The sequence below is a fragment of the Desulfofundulus sp. JL263-se genome, assembly GCF_056316025.1.
Genome location: NZ_CM149993.1, coordinates 1,618,942 through 1,637,746, shown reverse-complemented (window position 1 = coordinate 1,637,746; position 18,805 = coordinate 1,618,942). Strand labels below are relative to the sequence as shown.

Annotated in this window: 18 protein-coding genes; 1 reads left to right on the top strand and 17 read right to left on the bottom strand. The window is 46.1% G+C overall.

Translation table 11 applies throughout. The annotated features are described in order from the left end of the window. Positions 1-25: 25 nt before the first annotated feature. From ACX4JR_RS08305 to ACX4JR_RS08235, 15 genes are all read right to left on the bottom strand, one after another. The gene (locus tag ACX4JR_RS08305) at positions 26-493 is read right to left on the bottom strand and encodes a hypothetical protein (protein WP_476057620.1); all 468 of its coding nucleotides are present in this window, start codon (positions 491-493) and stop codon (positions 26-28) included. A gap of 84 nt (positions 494-577) precedes the next feature. Continuing rightward, positions 578-1,321 (bottom strand): pseudouridine synthase, encoded by a 744-nt coding sequence (locus ACX4JR_RS08300; protein WP_476057619.1) that lies wholly within the window; start codon positions 1,319-1,321, stop codon positions 578-580. Between the two features lie 121 nt (positions 1,322-1,442). Then, the gene (locus tag ACX4JR_RS08295; protein ID WP_476057618.1) at positions 1,443-1,976 is read right to left on the bottom strand and encodes a spore maturation protein; all 534 of its coding nucleotides are present in this window, start codon (positions 1,974-1,976) and stop codon (positions 1,443-1,445) included. A gap of 4 nt (positions 1,977-1,980) precedes the next feature. Continuing rightward, the gene (locus tag ACX4JR_RS08290) at positions 1,981-2,574 is read right to left on the bottom strand and encodes a nucleoside recognition domain-containing protein (protein WP_476057617.1); all 594 of its coding nucleotides are present in this window, start codon (positions 2,572-2,574) and stop codon (positions 1,981-1,983) included. A gap of 122 nt (positions 2,575-2,696) precedes the next feature. Further along, positions 2,697-4,478, bottom strand: coding sequence for a chloride channel protein (locus ACX4JR_RS08285; protein ID WP_476057616.1), 1,782 nt, complete (start codon positions 4,476-4,478; stop codon positions 2,697-2,699). Positions 4,479-4,672: 194 nt separating this feature from the next. Continuing rightward, positions 4,673-5,146, bottom strand: coding sequence for a GerW family sporulation protein (gene ytfJ / locus ACX4JR_RS08280; RefSeq protein ID WP_476057615.1), 474 nt, complete (start codon positions 5,144-5,146; stop codon positions 4,673-4,675). Next, positions 5,124-5,669, bottom strand: coding sequence for a DUF2953 domain-containing protein (locus ACX4JR_RS08275; protein ID WP_476057614.1), 546 nt, complete (start codon positions 5,667-5,669; stop codon positions 5,124-5,126). Before ACX4JR_RS08275 ends, ytfJ begins: the two co-directional genes overlap by 23 nt. Before the next feature lie 274 nt (positions 5,670-5,943). Continuing rightward, positions 5,944-6,927, bottom strand: a complete 984-nt coding sequence (gene trpS / locus ACX4JR_RS08270; protein ID WP_476057613.1) for a tryptophan--tRNA ligase — start codon at positions 6,925-6,927, stop codon at positions 5,944-5,946. A gap of 30 nt (positions 6,928-6,957) precedes the next feature. After that, positions 6,958-7,557, bottom strand: a complete 600-nt coding sequence (locus ACX4JR_RS08265) for a site-2 protease family protein (protein WP_476057612.1) — start codon at positions 7,555-7,557, stop codon at positions 6,958-6,960. Next, entirely contained in the window at positions 7,550-10,204 is a 2,655-nt protein-coding gene (locus ACX4JR_RS08260) for a CBS domain-containing protein (RefSeq protein ID WP_476057611.1), read from the bottom strand. The genes ACX4JR_RS08265 and ACX4JR_RS08260 overlap by 8 nt, the downstream gene beginning before the upstream one ends. Before the next feature lie 94 nt (positions 10,205-10,298). Continuing rightward, positions 10,299-11,642, bottom strand: a complete 1,344-nt coding sequence (gene lysA, locus ACX4JR_RS08255) for a diaminopimelate decarboxylase (RefSeq protein ID WP_476057610.1) — start codon at positions 11,640-11,642, stop codon at positions 10,299-10,301. A gap of 133 nt (positions 11,643-11,775) precedes the next feature. Then, on the bottom strand, positions 11,776-13,134 hold the full coding sequence (locus ACX4JR_RS08250) for a TrpB-like pyridoxal phosphate-dependent enzyme (protein WP_476060510.1): 1,359 nt from the start codon (positions 13,132-13,134) through the stop codon (positions 11,776-11,778). Positions 13,135-13,223: 89 nt separating this feature from the next. Next, entirely contained in the window at positions 13,224-14,201 is a 978-nt protein-coding gene (locus tag ACX4JR_RS08245) for an acyl-CoA dehydratase activase (protein ID WP_476057609.1), read from the bottom strand. Further along, positions 14,198-15,298: a CoA protein activase gene (locus ACX4JR_RS08240; RefSeq protein ID WP_476057608.1), complete on the bottom strand. Its 1,101-nt coding sequence runs from the start codon at positions 15,296-15,298 to the stop codon at positions 14,198-14,200. Before ACX4JR_RS08240 ends, ACX4JR_RS08245 begins: the two co-directional genes overlap by 4 nt. Beyond that, the gene (locus ACX4JR_RS08235; RefSeq protein ID WP_476057607.1) at positions 15,295-16,278 is read right to left on the bottom strand and encodes an acyl-CoA dehydratase activase-related protein; all 984 of its coding nucleotides are present in this window, start codon (positions 16,276-16,278) and stop codon (positions 15,295-15,297) included. The genes ACX4JR_RS08240 and ACX4JR_RS08235 overlap by 4 nt, the downstream gene beginning before the upstream one ends. A gap of 244 nt (positions 16,279-16,522) precedes the next feature. Here ACX4JR_RS08235 and ACX4JR_RS08230 point away from each other — a divergent pair, with 244 nt between their 5' ends. Continuing rightward, positions 16,523-17,134, top strand: a complete 612-nt coding sequence (locus tag ACX4JR_RS08230) for a tetratricopeptide repeat protein (RefSeq protein WP_476057606.1) — start codon at positions 16,523-16,525, stop codon at positions 17,132-17,134. Positions 17,135-17,182: 48 nt separating this feature from the next. Here ACX4JR_RS08230 and ACX4JR_RS08225 read toward each other — a convergent pair whose 3' ends face one another. Together ACX4JR_RS08225 and ACX4JR_RS08220 are read right to left on the bottom strand one after the other, a co-directional pair. After that, positions 17,183-18,718 (bottom strand): spore germination protein, encoded by a 1,536-nt coding sequence (locus ACX4JR_RS08225; protein ID WP_476057605.1) that lies wholly within the window; start codon positions 18,716-18,718, stop codon positions 17,183-17,185. After that, complete coding sequence (locus ACX4JR_RS08220) at positions 18,693-18,800, bottom strand: hypothetical protein (RefSeq protein WP_476057604.1); 108 nt, start codon at positions 18,798-18,800, stop codon at positions 18,693-18,695. The genes ACX4JR_RS08225 and ACX4JR_RS08220 overlap by 26 nt, the downstream gene beginning before the upstream one ends. Positions 18,801-18,805: the final 5 nt, after the last annotated feature.

The following is an 18,805-nucleotide window of genomic DNA, read 5'->3' as shown; positions in this document are numbered from 1 at the left end:
ATTATCCATGTTAAAATTTTTGATTTTACTTGAGATATTTTCTTTCTAAAATATTGATTTCTCTCTTGAATTGTTGGTGAATTTTAAATAACAGTCTTTCGGTATCTTGCCTGGATAAAGAGAAATTTTGAGGTTCAAGAATTTCTATTTTCCTAAATTCCTCCCGGGCAATAAAGGGAATTATGTCTTCTAAAGTATCGGCATAAATGGTAAGAATAACGGGAGCATAAGCAACTTCACCGTTTAAGGCGTCATCAAATACTGTAAACACATCAATACTTACATCTATATCTTCAATATATATTCCTTGTATTGGAACATTTCTGAATAAGGCCACCTGCTGTTCTCTGGTATCTTCAGCAGATTTTTCCTGTGACTTGCCGCCGAAAAGAAACCGGCCCGGCTTGCCGATTCCTTTAAAGTCCAGGCGAACTTTAACTTTTATTGGTTTGTTAATTTTTTCTGCAATTACTTGTTCATTATAATTATCCATATGGGTGCTATCACTCCTTGCCAAATTATACCTTTACTTTCGGTTATTCGATTAAAATCGGGCAAATCCTGCTTTAAAAGTTACTTATTTGTTAGCATTTCCTTTACTTCCGTTACCCGCTAATTTCTTCAACTCGTTTATTTCTTTTCGGGTAAGGTGCCTGTACTGGCCCGTTGCCAGTCCCTTGAGGGTAAGGTTGCCCAGTTTTACCCGTTTAAGCTCTAAAACGGGGTGGCCGATATGTTCACACATCCGCTTTACCTGTCTGTTTCTGCCTTCATGAATCGTTATTTCTAAAAGACCGTTACCTTTTTTCCGTCCCAAGAGGCGAACTTTGGCCGGTGCAGTGGGGCCGTCGGAAAGCATTAGCCCGTTTCGCATCTGGTTAATTTTTTCTCTGGAGGGCACACCTTTTACCAGGGCGTGGTAAGTTTTAGGTACTTCGTGCCGGGGATGGGTCAGGGCATAGGTTAACTGTCCGTCATTGGTTACCAGCAAAAGGCCTTCCGTATCGTAATCTAATCTTCCTACCGGATAAACCCGTTTCCGAACATTTTTCAGTATATCGGTTATAATGGGTCTTCCCTGGGGGTCATAAAGGGTGGTAACGTATCCTTTAGGTTTATTTAAAAGCAGGTAGACTTTTTCTTCTGCTTTTACGGGTTTATTATCTACAGTGACGGTATCAATGTCCGGGTTAATTTTCGTTCCTAATTCTTTAACCACAATACCATTCACCTTAACTCTTCCCGAAGTTATTAACTTTTCCGCATGTCGCCGGGAGGCCACCCCTGCCCGGGCTATAAATTTTTGCAGCCGTTCTTTCATAAAGCTATCACCTTTGGTTTTACATACGCCGGTAAACTTCAAAAAACCTTCTTTCAAAGAGTTTAACCGGGTGATATAAAAAAAAACGCCTGGTCAGGCGTTAAAATTGGTGAGAAATAAATCAGCCGAAAACTTTGTGGGCAATATATATGGATGCTACCAGGGTTGTAAAATCAGCTACAAGACCAGAGATAATAGAATACCGGTAGCGGGCAATCCCTACGGAGCCGAAATAAAGGGTGAGGACATAGAAAGTGGTATCGCTGCTACCTTGCATGGTGGAAACAAGCCTGCCTATGAAAGAATCCGGCCCGTGGGCTTTAATAAGGTCGGTTGCAATACCCAGGGCTGCCCCGCCGGAAAGAGGGCGCATTATGGCGTGGGGAATTATTTCAGCAGGAACTCCTACCAAATTTAAAGCAGGTGAGAAGATCTGTACCAATACATCCATGGCACCGGATGCTCTGAAAACGCTTATGGCAACTAACATTGCCACCAGATAGGGAATGGTCTTAATGGCTGTGCCAAATCCGGCTTCTGCTCCTTCAACAAAGGTTTCGAAAACATTTACTCCTCTAAGGTGGGCAACCAGGGGAATAACTAAAAGAACTATGGGAATCGCCCACCGAGAAAGGTCCGAAATGAAGCTGAACATTGAATTACCTCCCCTGGCTGTTATAAATTATCCTCAAAATTCTATCTGTAATAATGGCCGCAGTCATGCCGCAGGCGGTGGCAAATATGGTTGTACCCACTATTTCAGTGGGATCCTGAGACCCGTAAATTAATCTGATACCGATGATGGTGGTGGGTATTAAAGTTATACAGGAAGTGTTTAAGGCCAGAAAGGTACACATGGCGTCCGAGGCCGTCTTTTTATCTCCCCAGTTAAGTTTTTGCAATTCCTGCATGGCAATTAAGCCCATGGGAGTTGCTGCATTCCCCAGTCCAAGAATGTTGGCGCTCAGGTTCATTACAATTGCCCCCATGGCCGGGTGCTCCTTGGGTACAGATGGGAAAAGAAAACCCATTATCGGGCGTACCACTTTGGCCAGTGCGCGTACCAAACCTGCCTTTTCTGCCAGTTTCATAATTCCCAGCCAGAAAGTAATGATGGCAATAAGGTCTATGGCAGTGGCAACACCCGTTTGTGCTCCTTCCAGGGCTGCCTTGGTTACCACTTCCACTTGTCCCTTAAATGCCGCCACCAGAATTCCACATACCATCATGGTCAGCCAGACGTAATTGACCATAAGTTGATTCACCTTCCACTTAAAAGTATCAATAATACGTTTATGAGGACAAGGATTCAATTATGAAATTAAAAACCGGAGTTACCGTAAAAATCGGTAACCCCGGTTTTTCAATAGTTATATTAAAAAGTATTGTTTACTTTGATATAAGAAGGGGGTTTATCGAATTTATCTTCATCGTCGTCTAAAACCCACTTCCTGCCGTAAGCAGTAATAACGTCGGAACGGGTTATCAGCCCCACTAATTTGGAATTGTCGTCGGGATCTACTACCGGCAGCCGCCCTATATCGTACACGTCCATTTTCCTGGCTGCCACGCTGAGGGGCTCGTCGGGAGTAACCACCACCAGTTGACGATTTGTTAAGTTAGCCAGCTTTTCGTTTTTAAGTCCCTTATTAACTGCTTCTTCCAGTTCATGGTGAGTAATAATTCCCAACAAAGCATCTTTTTCTGAAACTACCGGAAAGCCCTGGTGCGGACTGCCGGAAATTGATTTCCACGCATCGGACACGGTAAATTCACCGGGAAGGGTTTCCAATGTTTTCGTCATTACATCTCTGACAAGAACATTTTTTAAAACGTCGGGCCTTCTTGCGGCCTCAATATCCAGCCCGCGGCGAATTAACTTAACAACGTAAATGTTATTTTTATACAGGCTCCGGGCCAATACCGAGGATATAATGCAGGTTACCATAAGGGGAAGAATTATGTGGTAGTCATTACTCATTTCAAAAAGCATTATAATTGCTGTGATAGGCGCATGGGCACTTCCTGCAAAGACGCCGCCCATACCTACCAGCGCGTACGCAGCCGGAATAATGGGGATGGAAGGAAAAAGTTGATGCAATATCAAGCCGTAGGTTGCTCCGAGCATGGCACCCATAAACAGTCCCGGGGCAAACACGCCACCTGAGCCGCCCGAACCCAGGGTAATGCAAGTGGCCAGTAGTTTCAGTAGGACAAGGGTGGCGGTTGTTGCCAGTACCATTTTACCGGTCAGGGCCAATTCAACGCTTTCATAACCTACTCCGAAAACTTGCGGGTAAAATAAGCCTATAAGCCCTACAAGCAGGCCTCCGAGGGCGGGTTTCAGATATTCGGGGATAAATTTAAAAGTATCAAAGATGTCTTCCATTTTATACAAAGCCCGGATGTAGATAACCGCAAACACAGCGCATAAAGCTCCAAGAAGGGCATAAAAAATAAGCTCCACAGGGTCGTTTAACGAGTAGGCCGGGACATTAAAGGCCGGCGCGTCACCCAGAAATATTCTGGCTACCAATGCAGCAGTCACTGCGGAAAGGATTACCATCATAAGATGGCTGCCGGTAAATTCTCCAAGGATGATTTCCAAGGAGAACAGTACCCCGCCAATGGGGGCGTTAAAGGTGGCTGCTATACCGCCCGCTGCCCCGCAGGCTACCATGGCCCTTAACTTTCGGGTAGGGACATTGACAATTTGGCCGATAGTGGACCCTATGGCGGAGCCGATTTGTACAATGGGGCCCTCGCGGCCCACTGAACCGCCGGAGCCAATGCAAATTGCTGATGCCAGGGCTTTAACAATAACCACCCGCGGTCGGATTTTGCCGCCCCGAACGGCCACAGCGGCCATAACCTCGGGAACACCGTGTCCTTTGGCTTCTCTGGCTAAAAAATACGTAAGCGGGCCAACAATAAAACCTCCCAGGACCGGAATTATAATTACATAAAAGTGGCCCATAAGAGGCGATAAGGCGTTACCGCCTTGGGTAAAGAACAATTCTTTAAAAAAGTTAATTAAATAACGAAAACCAACTGCGCCCAGTCCCGTCCCCAAACCTATTATTAGTGCCAGTAGAATTCTTCCGGTATGGTTCGATAACTTTTTAGTGAGATAGGAAGATTCGCTTTTATCTCTCATATGGCACATCCCCTTTTACGTTTGTGCTAAATCTGATAATTAATTATTTTATTTGAAGGGACAGAAACGGGAAACTTTCATTTGAAATTTCCACAAAACTTGCAAAAATTCCTGCTTCAATTATAAAAACTTTTCTAATGTGTAATATAAATATGGTTATAAAAAAAGCGGGTTTTGAGCCCACTTTAAAAAAATTAAATTGGTGCCGTTGGAGGGGGTTGCGCAGGTGTGGATGCCTGAGCCTGGCCGCCGCCGTCCTTTTCCTGATCCTTATTTTTCCACCGGCTTAATATGGACTGGATTTGGGATAGTATTTGGGGTGCCATATCTATGATTCTATCCGCGGTGACATTGGCATTTACGGGCAGCAATCTAACCTGACCGTTTCCCACTACTAAAAATCCTACCGGCTGAACCGAAACCCCGGCGCCACTACCTCCGCCAAAAAAAGGCATTTGTTCCTGGTTTCCATTACTATCCTGGCTTCCGGGCGCCTCAAATTCCCCGCCTCCTGCTCCAAAGCCACAGGCTACCTTTGAAATGGGTATTATAACACTTCCATCGGGTGACTCAACCGGGTCGCCCACCACTGTATTTACATCGGTCATTTCCTTTATGCTTTCCATGGCTGTTTTCATGAGTCCTTCAATTGGGTGCTGGTCGGGCATATTCTTTCCTCCCTGGATTTACTTGACTTGATAACCATAACTTTATTGTTTTAAGAGCGGTAATAATAATATGACCGGGGTGTACTTCAAATATGCAGTCAAGTTCCGTATCAAATAATTTTTGGTTAAATGCCGGATTTATGGTTATCTGTGGATATTTTCCCTGGTGGTCCATAATCTGATAAAGTATACTGGAAAACAATCCTTTGAAGGTCCAGAGGACACCGGTAACCATTCCGGTGGAAGCGGCGTCTTTAAATCCTAGTTTTGTGTTCCACCGAAAATCAAGTATTTTTATTCTTTTGGCCATATAATGCAGGGCCGGTTTAAACAGGTGGAAATATTGCATGATTTTGCAGCATATGCGGTATAAACGGGATGGCGAAAGTATCTTTTGGGAGTAAGCTATAGGTCTTTTCCCGCCGGTGAGTTTGCCCCTTATTTTTAAGAAAGGCTTGAATATCTTCCCGGGCCCGTCCAGGGAGTATAATTCCAACCTGACAGGCAAGCGGTTTCCAAGCATAAGTATTTCCGCGGCCAGGTAATCATTTTGGTCTTTCCTGCGATAAATAATTTTTATTTTTAAGGGGGTTATCAAAAAAATCAAAAAAACTGTCAGAAAGAGTAATAGGGGGATTAAAAGTAACATTGGTTCACCTGCCTTGAAAAAATACTTTGGTTACTTTTTAATTTTTTAATATTCCTCATTAGAAGATTAAGTATGCCTTAAAAAACAAGGCCCGCAGCAGATTAATTTATTAGCTGCTGCGGGCCTTGTTTATCTGTTTATGATTTACTTAACCGAACACGGCTTTCCTGGCCAATTCCATGGTCTTCTGCGCTTCTTCCCTGGCCTTGCGTGTTCCTTCGGCCAGCACGTCATCCACATATCCCGGGTCCTTTGCTATTTGGGCGCGGCGCTCCCGGATGGGTCCAATAACCTCGTCAAGTTTCTCGGCCAGTATTTTCTTACAAGCTACACAACCAATGTTGCCCCGGCGGCAATCTTCCTCAATGGCCGGCAGCTCCGGGGCCGAATATATCCCGTGGTACTTGTGTACTATGCACACTTCGGGGTTGCCGGGGTCTGTCTTATGAATACGTCCGGGGTCGGTAATCATGGAGTTAACTTTTTTCTTTATTTCTTCGGGGTCAGCAGAAATGGTTATGTCGTTGGCATAACTTTTGCTCATTTTACGCCCGTCAACACCGGGGAGCAGGGACATCTGGGCCAGTTTGGCCTTTGGCTCCGGGAAAATGGGGCTGTAAAGGTGATTATATCTTCTGGCAATTTCCCTGCATAATTCCAGGTGGGGCAGTTGATCTTCCCCTACCGGAACGGTGTCGGCGCGGTATACCAATATATCCGCGGCCTGAAGTACAGGATATCCTAGAAATCCGTAGTTCATTATGTCTTTGCCTTTTTTACGGTGTTGCTGAACTTGATCTTTGTAGGTGGGTACTCTTTCCAACCAGCCCAGTGGGGTTATCATAGAAAAAAGAAGGTGTAATTCAGCGTGCTGCGGTACGTGGGATTGTACAAAAACCACGCTTTTATTCGGATCTATTCCCGTGGCCAGCCAGTCAATAACCATTTCCCTGGTATTGGCAGCAATACCTCCGGGATCGTCAAAGGCGGTGGTTAAGGCGTGCCAGTCGGCCACGCAAAAAAAGCATTCATATTCATCCTGCAGTTTAACCCAGTTTTTCAAGACGCTTAAATGTCCTATATGCAACTTTCCTGTAGGGCGCATTCCGCTAAGAATTCTACCGCGACTCATTCCAGGTGTTACTCCTTTCTTTTTTCAGTGTTAAGGTAGTAGCAAACCAGCGAGAGGATTGATAATAAATGCCAGGATACGGCCGATAACTCCGGTAAATAAGAGCAGTAACAAAATGATGGTTCCATAAGTTTCGAGTTTATAAAGCCAGGGGGTGTTTCCCGGCAGAATACCGGCAAGAATTTTTGAGCCGTCCAGCGGGGGTATCGGTATAAGGTTAAAAACGGCAAGCACTATGTTTATATATACCGCCAGCCAGGCCATGTAATAAATCTCGTTCATAAAACTGAATAGCCCCAGGCGGAGAAATATGGCCAGTATAAAAGCCAGGAGAAGGTTAGTTACCGGCCCGGCCAGAGCTACGAAAAGCATTCCCTGCCGTGGATTTACCCGTAAATTGTAAGGATTTACGGGAACCGGTTTTGCCCAGCCGAAATGAAAGAATAAGAGCATTAAAAATCCTATGGGGTCTATATGGGCAATAGGGTTAAGGGTTAGCCTGCCCTGGTACCTGGCGGTAGGGTCTCCTAACTTATCCGCCACCCAGCCGTGGGCAAATTCATGGAAGGTAAGCCCGACAAATATCCCCGGTAGTAATAATAAAGTTTGCCTGATATCAATATTAAACATTATTTAGCTTCTCTCCTTCAATTTCTTTTAAATACTTTCTGGCAAAGGCCTTCTCTTCTTCCTCGGTGGAAATCTCCCCGTCAAGCCGGGCCCGCCATACTGCTTCCAGTACTTCCCGGTAAATGGGACCGGGGTGATATCCTAAGCTTTTAATATATTTGCCGCTAATACCAGGCTTGCTTCTTTGAATGGCGGATAACAATTGCTTAAACCTTTCTTTAAGCCATTCTTCGTCCATAATAGAAAGCAGCACCGGATAGGATTCACTGGGAAGGCTGAGAATCTGCCCCGCCAGTTTACTGGGGGGGGTTCCTTTAGGGGCTTTGCTGATTAAAAATAATGCATCCCGCCAGCCTGAAGCGGTAGCAAGGATTTTTTCCGTTTGTCTTTTTCCCAGGTTATACTTTTGACAAATTTTTAAGCAAGTTTTCCGGTCGGACCGGTGAAGAATGGCAATAAGGTATGGCAGCCATTTTATTTTAGATTCCGAGAAATCCCAAGAATTTAAAAGGGATATGGAGCTGGCTAATTTTTTTTGAACCGCTTCCGTTTCCTCATAATTTACGTTAGGAAAGAGAAACGGCCACAACCCCAGCTGGTTAAGCCGTTCAAGCATTTCACCCGCCCGGGGTTCCGTTAGAATATGTTTTAGTTCCTCCCAGAGCCTGGCATTGGAAACCTTGCTCAGTACGCCCTGTCGAACAGTTTCGGTTAAAAGTTTTAATGTCTGGGGTTCAATGGTCATTTGGTAGCGCTGTTCGAATCGCACGGCCCGGAGCATTCGGATGGGGTCTTCGATAAAGCTCAAATTATGTAACACCCTAATTAAGCCGGTAAGGCCATATTGCAGGTCTTCCCTTCCCCCAAAATAATCAATCAATTTTCCAAAGTTTTTTTCATTCAGGGAAACAGCCATGGTATTGATGGTAAAGTCCCTTCTGTATAAGTCGTGTCTGAGGGAGGAACTTTCCACCTGGGGAAGTGCTGCCGGGTATTCGTAAAATTCCACCCTGGCCGTGGCTACGTCTACCTTTAGCCCCTCGGAAAATTGAATCTCAGCCGTGCCGAATTTTTCGTGCTTTTTAACCCTGGCACGGTAAAAGGCGCCCAGGGCCTCGGCTAATGCAATTCCGTCTCCCTCTACCACCAGGTCGACATCCAGGCTGTCTGCGCCTAGCATAACGTCCCGCACTATGCCTCCGGCAGCATAAACATTATAACCCAGGTCATCAGCTATTTTCCCGGCCTGTTTCAAGATATTCCACATGGAAGGTGATAGGCTGCGCCGCAGCAAATCACTTATATTATTATAATATGGAAGTTCCTTGGGGCTGGTATAGACAGTTCGGTGCCGGGCTTGTATTTCCCCGTGCAATGTGCGCAAAAGATCAGTGCGGGAAACAATACCTACAAGCTTCCCGTTGGCTGTAACCGGTAACCTTCCTATATCGTGCTCAATCATTAATTCTTGTATTTTAGATATTGGGGTATCTTCCGAAACCGTTATTACGTTATTGGTCATAAAGGCTTTTACCGGTGCATGTCCAAGGCCGTGGCGGTTTGCCTTTTCCACGTCCCGGCGGGAGATTACCCCTACTACCTTTTCTTTTTCTACCACGGGTAATCCTGTATGACCGTAGCGAAGCATTATTTGATTTGCTTCTGCAATGGTTGTACCAGGTACCACGGATTTAACGGGACTGGACATAATATCAGCCGCCAGTAATGGGGCCTTTATCTTGTCATGAAGGATTTGTAAAAGCTTTTCGGCAATCTCGTCAACATTTTCATTTTTTACCGTTGCGGAAGCAGCTTCCGCGTGCCCTTTACCCCCAAAATAAGATACTATCTTATTTACCTCTACCTGGGGCACATTACTGCGCCCTACAATATGTACCCGGTCTTCCATTTCAACTACCGTAAAAATAGCGTCCGGGCGTTCAATTTCCGCGAGATTATGGGTGAGGGTAGCCAGCCCCACAATGAATTCATCCACCCGGGCTTTGGCTACAAGAACTTTGACTCCCCTGATGGAATAATGTGTGGCTGACATTACCAGGTCCTTAAGCAGAGATTTTTGCTCATCCGTTAAAGGGCGGCCAAGAAAATCGGCAACCACTGAAAGTTTGGCTCCCTGTTCCAGCAGGTAGGCCGCTGCCTTGATATCACGGGGCGTGGTATTGGTAAATAACAAGGACCCCGTATCGGCGTAAATACCCAATATCATAGTGGTTGCTTCCAGGGGCGAAATGGGAATATTCTGTTCCTTAATTTTCTCTACTAGCAACGTTGCGGTAGCTCCTACGGCATCAACCACTTCCGTTGAACCCCTTAGGTCACCTGCCGCCCAGGGATGGTGGTCATAAATATGTATTTCCAGGCCGTCTTTTGAGATTATTTCACCCAGCTTACCCAGCCGGCGGGGATTTTTGGTATCTACCACAATTAACCTCGTAATTTGTTCCAGGTCAATGTTTTTAAGATTCTGAATGGCAAAAGTATCCTTGTGTAAGGCCAAAAATTCTTCCACGTTTCGAGAAAGTTTACCGGGAAACACTAGAACGGCGCCCGGGTAGAGCTTTTGGGCGGCAACTGCTGCGGCCAAGCCGTCCAGATCCGTGTTAGTGTGGGTGGTAATGACTTGCATGCAATCGCCTCCGTAATTGGTACCAATGCCATTCCAAATATAGGTATTATATCATACAGACATATAGAATTAAAGCGCCCCGGGGGCGCCGTAATTATTTTGCAGAGGCTATATCTATTACTTTATTTTTTAAAAGCCGCTTTGGAACGATATCTTTTTTTAACAGGTCTTCATAAGTTTCCCTTTCTATAATAATGTCGGCCTGCCCGTCCTTTACTAAAACCATTGCCGGCCTGGGAAGCATGTTGTAATTGGATGACATTGAGTAATTATAAGCACCGGTGGCGCTTACGGCCAGAATGTCACCCGGCTCTACGGGGGGTAATTTTATATTCCAGATAAGCATATCACCTGATTCACAACACTTGCCGGCTATAGAAACCACCTCTTTGGGCTCTTCACTGGCTTTGTTGGCCACCATGCCCTCGTAAACAGCCTGGTAAAGGGCCGGCCTGGGGTTGTCACCCATGCCGCCGTCCACTGCTACGTATTTTCTTATACCGGGAATATTTTTAATTGATCCAATGGTATATAAGGTAATACCCGCCGGCCCGGATACGGAACGGCCGGGCTCGACAATTATTCTGGGCACTGGTATACCTATTTCCGAAACCTTTTTCCGAATAGTCTCCATTACCAGTTCCGCTAATTCAGACACAGGCCTGGGCTGGTCTCCGGAAGAGTAATAAATTCCCAGTCCGCCGCCCAAGTCCAGTTCCTGCGGCACCCAGCCGGTTTCAATTTTGGATTCTTTGGCAAAGTCCAGCATTACACCAGCGGCATGGGCGAAGGAATTCAGCTCAAAAATTTGCGAGCCAATATGGCAGTGTAAACCCTTTAATTGAATATTTTGCATTGCCAGGGCTTTCTTTATGCCTTCCATGGCTTGTCCGTTTTCAATGACCAAGCCGAACTTGCTATCTATTTGACCGGTCTTAATGTATTCATGGGTGTGGGCCTCTATGCCCGGGGTCAGCCGCAGGTCGACATTGGCCGTTACGCCCATTTTCCCGGCCAGGTCATTTAACATTTCCAATTCGTAGAGATTGTCAACCATGAAGCGGCCCACTCCTGCTTCCAGGGCCATTTTTAATTCTTCAGAAGATTTGTTATTTCCGTGGAAATATATTTTCTCGGGGGGAAATTCCGCTTTTAAAGCGGTATATAATTCTCCACCGGAAACCACGTCCAGTCCGAGGCCTTCTTCATTTACTATATGACAGACGGCCAGGGTGAGGAGAGACTTTGCGGCATATAAAACGAGACCTCCGTATTTTTCGGTGAATGAGCGGTAATATTGCCGGCAGCGTTCGCGGAAGGTTTGTTCGTCAAGAATGTAAAGGGGAGTTCCAAATTCCCGGACGAGCTCTGTGGTGTCACACCCGCCTATTTCCAGGTGACCCCGGGAATTTATACGCATGGTTCCTTGCAATTTCATGATTTACTTAGCCTCCCAATAATTCCTGTCTTTTCGTTAAAAGAACAACTAAAACCTTGAATGATTTTAACATGACACTATTTGTCGGTCAATGTAAATGTAAAAATGGCTGCAGCATATTTGCTGCAGCCATTTACTTAACTTCAGGTAACTTGGCCAGCGATTTTTGCAGTACGTCATCGGGAAGGCGGTAATCTTCCAATTTGCCGGCAAAATAGGAGTCGTAGGAGGGCAGGTCCAGAAGGCCGTGCCCGCTGAGGTTAAATAGAATTGTTCTGCTTTCCCCTGCCTCCCGGGCGGCCAGTGCTTCGTCTATGGCTCCGCGAATGGCGTGGGCGGATTCCGGGGCCGGAACTATTCCCTCGGAGCGGGCAAATAAAATTGCGGCTTCAAAGATGGCTGTTTGTTCCACTGCCCTGGCTTCAATAATTCCGTCATGATACAGCTGGCTGACTAATGGCGAGTCTCCGTGGTAACGCAGGCCGCCTGCGTGAATACCCGGGGGCATAAATTCCGCACCCAAGGTATACATGGACAATAGTGGCGTCAAGCCTGCCGTATCACCAAAATCATATCCGAATTTACCCCTCGTCAGGGTGGGACATGCAGTGGGCTCTACAGCCACCAAGCGAACCCGGGCATCGCGGGTTAATTTATCGTGGACAAAGGGGAAGGCCATCCCTCCGAAATTGCTGCCCCCGCCGCAACAGGCGATTACCACGTCAGGGTAGTACCCTGCCTTGGCCATTTGCTTTTTAGCTTCAAGGCCGATAACGGTTTGGTGCAGTAATACATGATTCAGCACGCTGCCAAGGGCATAGTTGGTATCATCCCTACTGGCTGCCACTTCAACGGCTTCACTGATGGCAATTCCCAGGCTGCCCAGGGAATCGGGGTCTTGTTCGAGCACCTTTCTTCCTGCTTCGGTTTCTTCACTGGGACTGGGTACTACATCGGAACCAAAAATTTGCATCATGGAACGGCGATATGGTTTCTGCTGGTAGCTTACTTTTACCATATATACTTTGCACTCCAGGCCAAAGAAATTACAGGCCTGGCTAAGGGCCACACCCCATTGGCCGGCGCCTGTTTCGGTGGTCAGCCTTTTAATCCCGCTTTTTTTATTAAAATAGGCCTGTGGTACTGCTGTGTTGAGCTTGTGGCTGCCGGCGGGACTTACTCCTTCACATTTAAAAAAGATGCGGGCCGGGGTGTCCAGTGTTTTTTCCAGCCGCCGGGCGCGGATTAGCGGGGAAGGTCTCCACAGGCGATAAATTTCCTGAACTTCTTCGGGGATTTCTATCCAGCGTTCCTGGCTAACTTCTTGTTTTATTAGCTCGGGAGGAAATATGGCAGAGAGGTCCTCCGGTCCCACCGGCTGCTTGGTAGCCGGGTTAAGGGGAGGTTTCGGCAAATTAGGCATGTCTGCTTGAATGTTATACCAACTGGTGGGAAGTTCATTGTCAGAAAGTAATATTTTTGTTTCCCTCATCTCATCAATCTCCTCTTTTCTAAGTATTTTAATGTACCATGTGGCCATTTTAGCTTATTTTAAAAAATCCTGCAACATTTTTTGCTCTTTTAGCTTATTTTTTCTTGTTTTTCTATATTACTGGACCATTTACCGCAACGATCACCCCACCGGGCAACCACTGTACCGGATTCCGATATTTCAACTACTTCACAGAGATTAGGACAATCGTGGCACTCAAATCCGCCGGCCTGGTAATTGGTATCGGCTACTGAAAATCCTTTAAATTTACTTAATCCGGTTTTTTCGGTTTCTTCCTTGGCCAAAATGGCTGCTCCCAATGCTCCCATGACATTGTAATATTTAGGTACGTGAATTTCCGTGTCCAGAGCTTTTTCAAAGGCTCTTTTCATACCTACGTTGGCAGCAACGCCCCCCTGGAAAACCACTGGGGGTAAAATTTCTTTTCCCTTTCCCACATTATTGAGATAGTTTCTAACCAGAGCTTCGCATAATCCGGCCAGAATATCCGGTAAGTTATAGCCCAGTTGCTGCTTGTGAATCATATCGCTTTCTGCAAAAACTGCACACCTGCCCGCGATTCTTACGGGGGTAACGGCTTTCAAAGCAATAGGACCGAAATCTTCTATGGCTATATTCAAGCGGGCTGCCTGCTGGTCCAGAAATGACCCGGTGCCTGCAGCACATACCGTGTTCATGGCAAAATCAGACACTACTCCGTTCCGGAGAATTATTATCTTTGAATCTTGACCACCTATCTCTAAAATAGTTTGTGTTCCCGGCACCACCCAGGATGCTGCCACTGCATGGGTGGTAATTTCATTTTTAATAACGTCGGCCCCTACTATGACTCCGGCCAGGTGGCGCCCGCTTCCCGTTGTTCCCACACCACTCAGCCGGATCTTTTCCGGTAGCCTGGAAGTTATTTCCCGCAGCCCCCTTTGCAGGGCTATTATGGGCTGCCCACAGGTACGCAAGTAAATGGAATCAATTACTTTACATTGTTCATCTATCAATACAAGGTTAGTACTTACTGATCCCACATCAATTCCCAAATAGGCTTTCATTGGGCCAGCACCTCTTTTTCTTGCCTTTTTCGGGTTAGAAGGTCTATAAATGCTTCCAAGCGGGTGATTATGCCTGCTTCACCCGATTGCTCGTCTACTATAAGGGTTAGGACAGGTATTCCCAGGTCGGTGCTCACTTCCGGAAGAATGCTTTGGGCTATTATCTCCGGCATGCAGGTGAAGGGAAGGAGTTGAATCACCCCGTCAAACCCCTGCTTGGCGTAAAGTACCGTGCTCCCCACGCTTTCTTGTCCGTGGCCCCCTACGAAGTGGTTCAGATAGGGAGGGGCTGCCCGGCGTGAGTCCTTGCTGCTGCGCATTCCCTTGATAAGCCCCATGAAAAGGTGGTCATTTATCCATTCGCTCAGGTAAATTGAGCGGTCCACTTCCGCTCCTAAACGACCCAAGTGTCGTTCCAGGTCAAGGTTTGCAAAGGGCTCCAATAATGTGAAAATCTCCCCTACAATCCCTATCCTGACCACGGGACGGCGGCTATCATACGCTACCTGTTCCAATATGTGCCTTGCTCTTGTTTCCGCTTCCGGCATTTCCTCCGGAGTTTTGGCATTAATTATTTGTTCTAGCGCTTTTTTGAAAGCTCTGTCCGTGGACCCGGGGACAATTTCCCGGGGACGCAGCCAGTGAGCTTTTTTTTCCAGTTCATCTACGGCTTTGGCCTTGTTATAACCAAATCGAATACCTTTAATCACCTTCCACCAAGAATGATTACCAGTTATGTAACGGATTTTTATTAGAAGTTCGGATATTTTTTTTTCTGGCGGCTCCATTACTACCAGTTTGTAGTTGTAGCCTAAATCCTTCAAAATGGCATGTTGGACCTGGGCATAGTAGCCGAAGCGACATGGGCCGCACCCTCCGGCCATCATTATGGTATCCGCCCCCAATTCTGCCGCTTCCATAAAATTGCCCAGGTTTAGCTTTAAAGGCATGCAGGCGAATTCAGGGGCGTGTTTGGTACCTAAAATTAGCGTTTTTTTGGTAGTGGGAGGTGGTTCTTGAACATCTACTCCCAAGTATTCCAACATTGCTTTTACGGAAATCCACAGGTGCCCCATGTGGGGGAAGGTTACTTTCATACGCCAATTCTCCTCGCTTTCCAGTGCACCATATCAAGGAAAGCTTCCAGCCGGGTTATAACCCCTGCTTCCCCTGTATGTTCATCCAGGGTTAGTTTAAGGAAAGGAATTTGCCTAGTTCTTCGTAAGTACCTCTCAATAAGCTCGCCGATGAGGGAATCCGGCCCGCATCCAAATGAGGTGACGCATATAATTCCCGAGATACGCGGGTTATGCATAAAATGGAGGGCTGCCCCCATCATCCTTTTTCCCATAGACCAAAAAATTTTTTTAGGCAAGGTCCCGGTTTCGCGGCAAATTATTTCTTCGGAAAGGTTGTCCGCGGTAACCACGTTTACACCCATCTTTTTTAGTCTTCCAATAATATTCATGCTGATGTACCGGTCGTAAATGTTGTATGAATGGCCGATTAGGGCGATGGTGGTATCTTGGGGATTATATTCCGGTTTGATTTCCTTTCCTTGCATTATTTCCATAGCTTTATCAGGAAGAATGCATTGACTTAAAAGCTTTTTATAATGTTTTAAAGCTTTACAGCTTTTCCAATAGGCCAGATCTATTTTTACCGGATTTCGGGAAAAGAGTTTTCCCACTTCCCGGTATGTTTTTTGCGCCTTGCTTCGGGGATGATAAAGATTTATATTTACGTCAATCAGTTTTGGTGTACCGGGCGTACACTGCCTAACCATATCCGGAAATCCGAGGAATTTGGGGCAAATGTATTCCCGGGGGATTAAGCTGACCAGGCGGGGAAGGAATATATAGTCCACTTTTCCGGCCAGCTCAATTACGTGACCCATGGCCAGCTTAATAGGTAAACATGCTTCATCAACGGTATTTTTTAAACCGGCCTCCAAAATTTTTTTATTGGTTTTCGGGGAAACGACAGTTTTTACACCCAAATAGTTAAAAAATGTACTCCACATGGGAAAAAAGTCATAATAAAGTAAAGCTCGCGGTATGCCTACGGTTTGTTGCACCTTTAATTCCTCCGCATGGACTGCCTAAAAGTACTTACCGGGATGAACATATGTTGTAATATTAACCGGTACTAGGCATTTATATCACTTCAATAGTATTGGCAGGTTAATAGTAAAATATACTCAAATGTATTGCTTCCTTATTAACCGGCGGACCCTTATTTTAGACTGTTTACGGTATAATTGGTGACCACTTAATTCACGATTTAATAAAATGGGATAAAGAAAGCGAGGGGTGAAGAACATGAAAAAATTATTATATTTTGCAATCGCCGCCTGTGCATCAGCAGGCTTGACGGCTTATTGGGCACCCTCCCGGGATATTTCCTTTCAGTGGCTGTTAGGGGTTTTTGGGGGCCTACTACTGTTGTTCTGGGGCAAGGACCTATATCTTCACTGGCTGGCTTGCCGGGCAGAGAGGGCATCCAGGCGGGGTAACCTGGAGCAAGTAAAAAGCTGTTACTTTAAAATTTATAAGTTGAAGCCGGAAGGTTATATTGGAAAGTTTGCTATGGGGGTTATTCACAGCTTAAACGGTCATTGGGTTCATGCAATATCTAATTTCCGTGAGGCTCTGAAATTGCGGCCTCTAAACCCGCAAGCTATGTTTAATTTTGCCATTTGTCTTTTGCGCCTGGAAAGATATAAGGAAGCCTTAACATATTTGTCGTTACTGGCTTTCCTCAGGCCTCGCTGGACCTTTATTTTTGCCGCCATGGGAGAAGCTTATTATTACTTGGGGAAATATAAAGAAGCCTGTACCTGTTTACAAAAAGAACTTTATTTTAACCCCAAAAATGACGGGGCACGCCAGCTGTTGATCATGGCCAGGGAAGCCATGGAAAAAGCGGCCTAATAAAAAGTGAAAAGGAGCGGAAACCCGCTCCTTTTTTCATTTTTCGAGTTATCGTTTTCTTCTTTCTTTGGTAACAGGCTTGCGGGCAGGTTCGGGCACCCCCTGTCTTCCCTGCCGGTCGCGATCCTGGGGACTGAAAACACTAAAACGGGTATTGGTAATAGGTACCGGCGTCCGAACTAATATTGTGCCCAAAGCTTTTAAATTTAACGGTATAAGCGGCCACAGGTAAGGTATGCCGAAGGATTTTGTCGAGGCCAGCCAGAATATCAAAAGCGCCGTGCCTATAATGAATCCGGGTAAGCCAAAAAGGAATGTTACTATCAAAAGAACTAAGCGGGCAAGGCGGTTAGCCATACTGAGCTCGTAGCTGGGAGTCATGAAGGTTCCTATGGCTGCTGTTGCTGTGTACATGATTACTTCAACATTAAAAAGTCCCACAGAGACCGCCATTTCACCGATAAGCAAGGTGGCAATCAATCCCGCTGCTGTGGCCAGGGCCGTAGGTGTGTGTATGGTTGCCATGCGCACCAAGTCTACCGCAATTTCTGCAATGATAAATTGCAAGAATATGGGTACCTGTCCTGTTTTATTGGGCCCTATAAATTCCAGATTTTTGGGGAGAAGTTCAGGGTGCAGTACCACCAACATCCAGAGAGGGAGTAAAAATACCGAAATCAATATCCCCGCAAAGCGCACCCAGCGCAAGTAAATCCCTATGGTAGGGCTTTGCCGGTATTCCTCGGCGTGCTGGACATGATGGAAAAAGGTGGCCGGTGCTATTATAACACTGGGCGATGTGTCTACTAGCACCAGAACGTGTCCTTCCAGGAGATGAGCGGCGGCAACATCCGGCCTTTCCGTGTACCGCACCCTTGGGAAAGGGTTCCAGTAACTTCCCGGTGTAATTAGTTCCTCCACTGCTTTTTCCGCCATGGGAAGCCCGTCAATATAAATATTTTTCAGTTTTTCCTTTATGCTGTTAACCAGTTCCGGGTTGGCTATGTCCTCGATATAGCAAACAACGATGTCTGTCTTAGAGCGGTTTCCGGCCTGAACGTATTCCATACGCAGCTTGGGGTCTCTTAGCCGGCGCCGGATAAGGGCCGTATTAAATACTAAGGTTTCAGTGAATCCATCCCGGGAGCCCCTAACCACCTTTTCCAGGTCCGGCTCCGCCGGCTGGCGCCCGGGATAGGTACGGACATCTATGACAATTGCCCGGTCCGATCCGTCAACAATCATTACCAGGGGACCGGACAATGCTTTTTCAGCGGCGTCTTCCAGGTGTTCAGCTGTATCCACTTCCACATAATTTATATACTGGTGAAATAGTTTTTTAAAGGCGTCAACGGACAGATCTTCCCGTCCCAATTCGCTCAAATTGCGCTGTATCAGGGTCATCAATTCCGCGTCAACGAAGGCATCTACAAAAATAAGGGCTACCCTGCGCCCACCAACCATTATTTCCCTTTTTATAAGGTCAAAATTTTTGTCAAAGGCCAGTTTTGAGTCCAGTAAAGACAGGTTATCGTCCAGATTCTTGCTTAATTTAGTTTTATTTTCCACGGCGGCTTGAGTCAAAAAATCCACTCCTCTCCATTATCTCCTTGAGGGCCTTAGTGATTAAAGGGGCACCTCGCCTGTAATCATCAAAGCCGTCCATTTTTC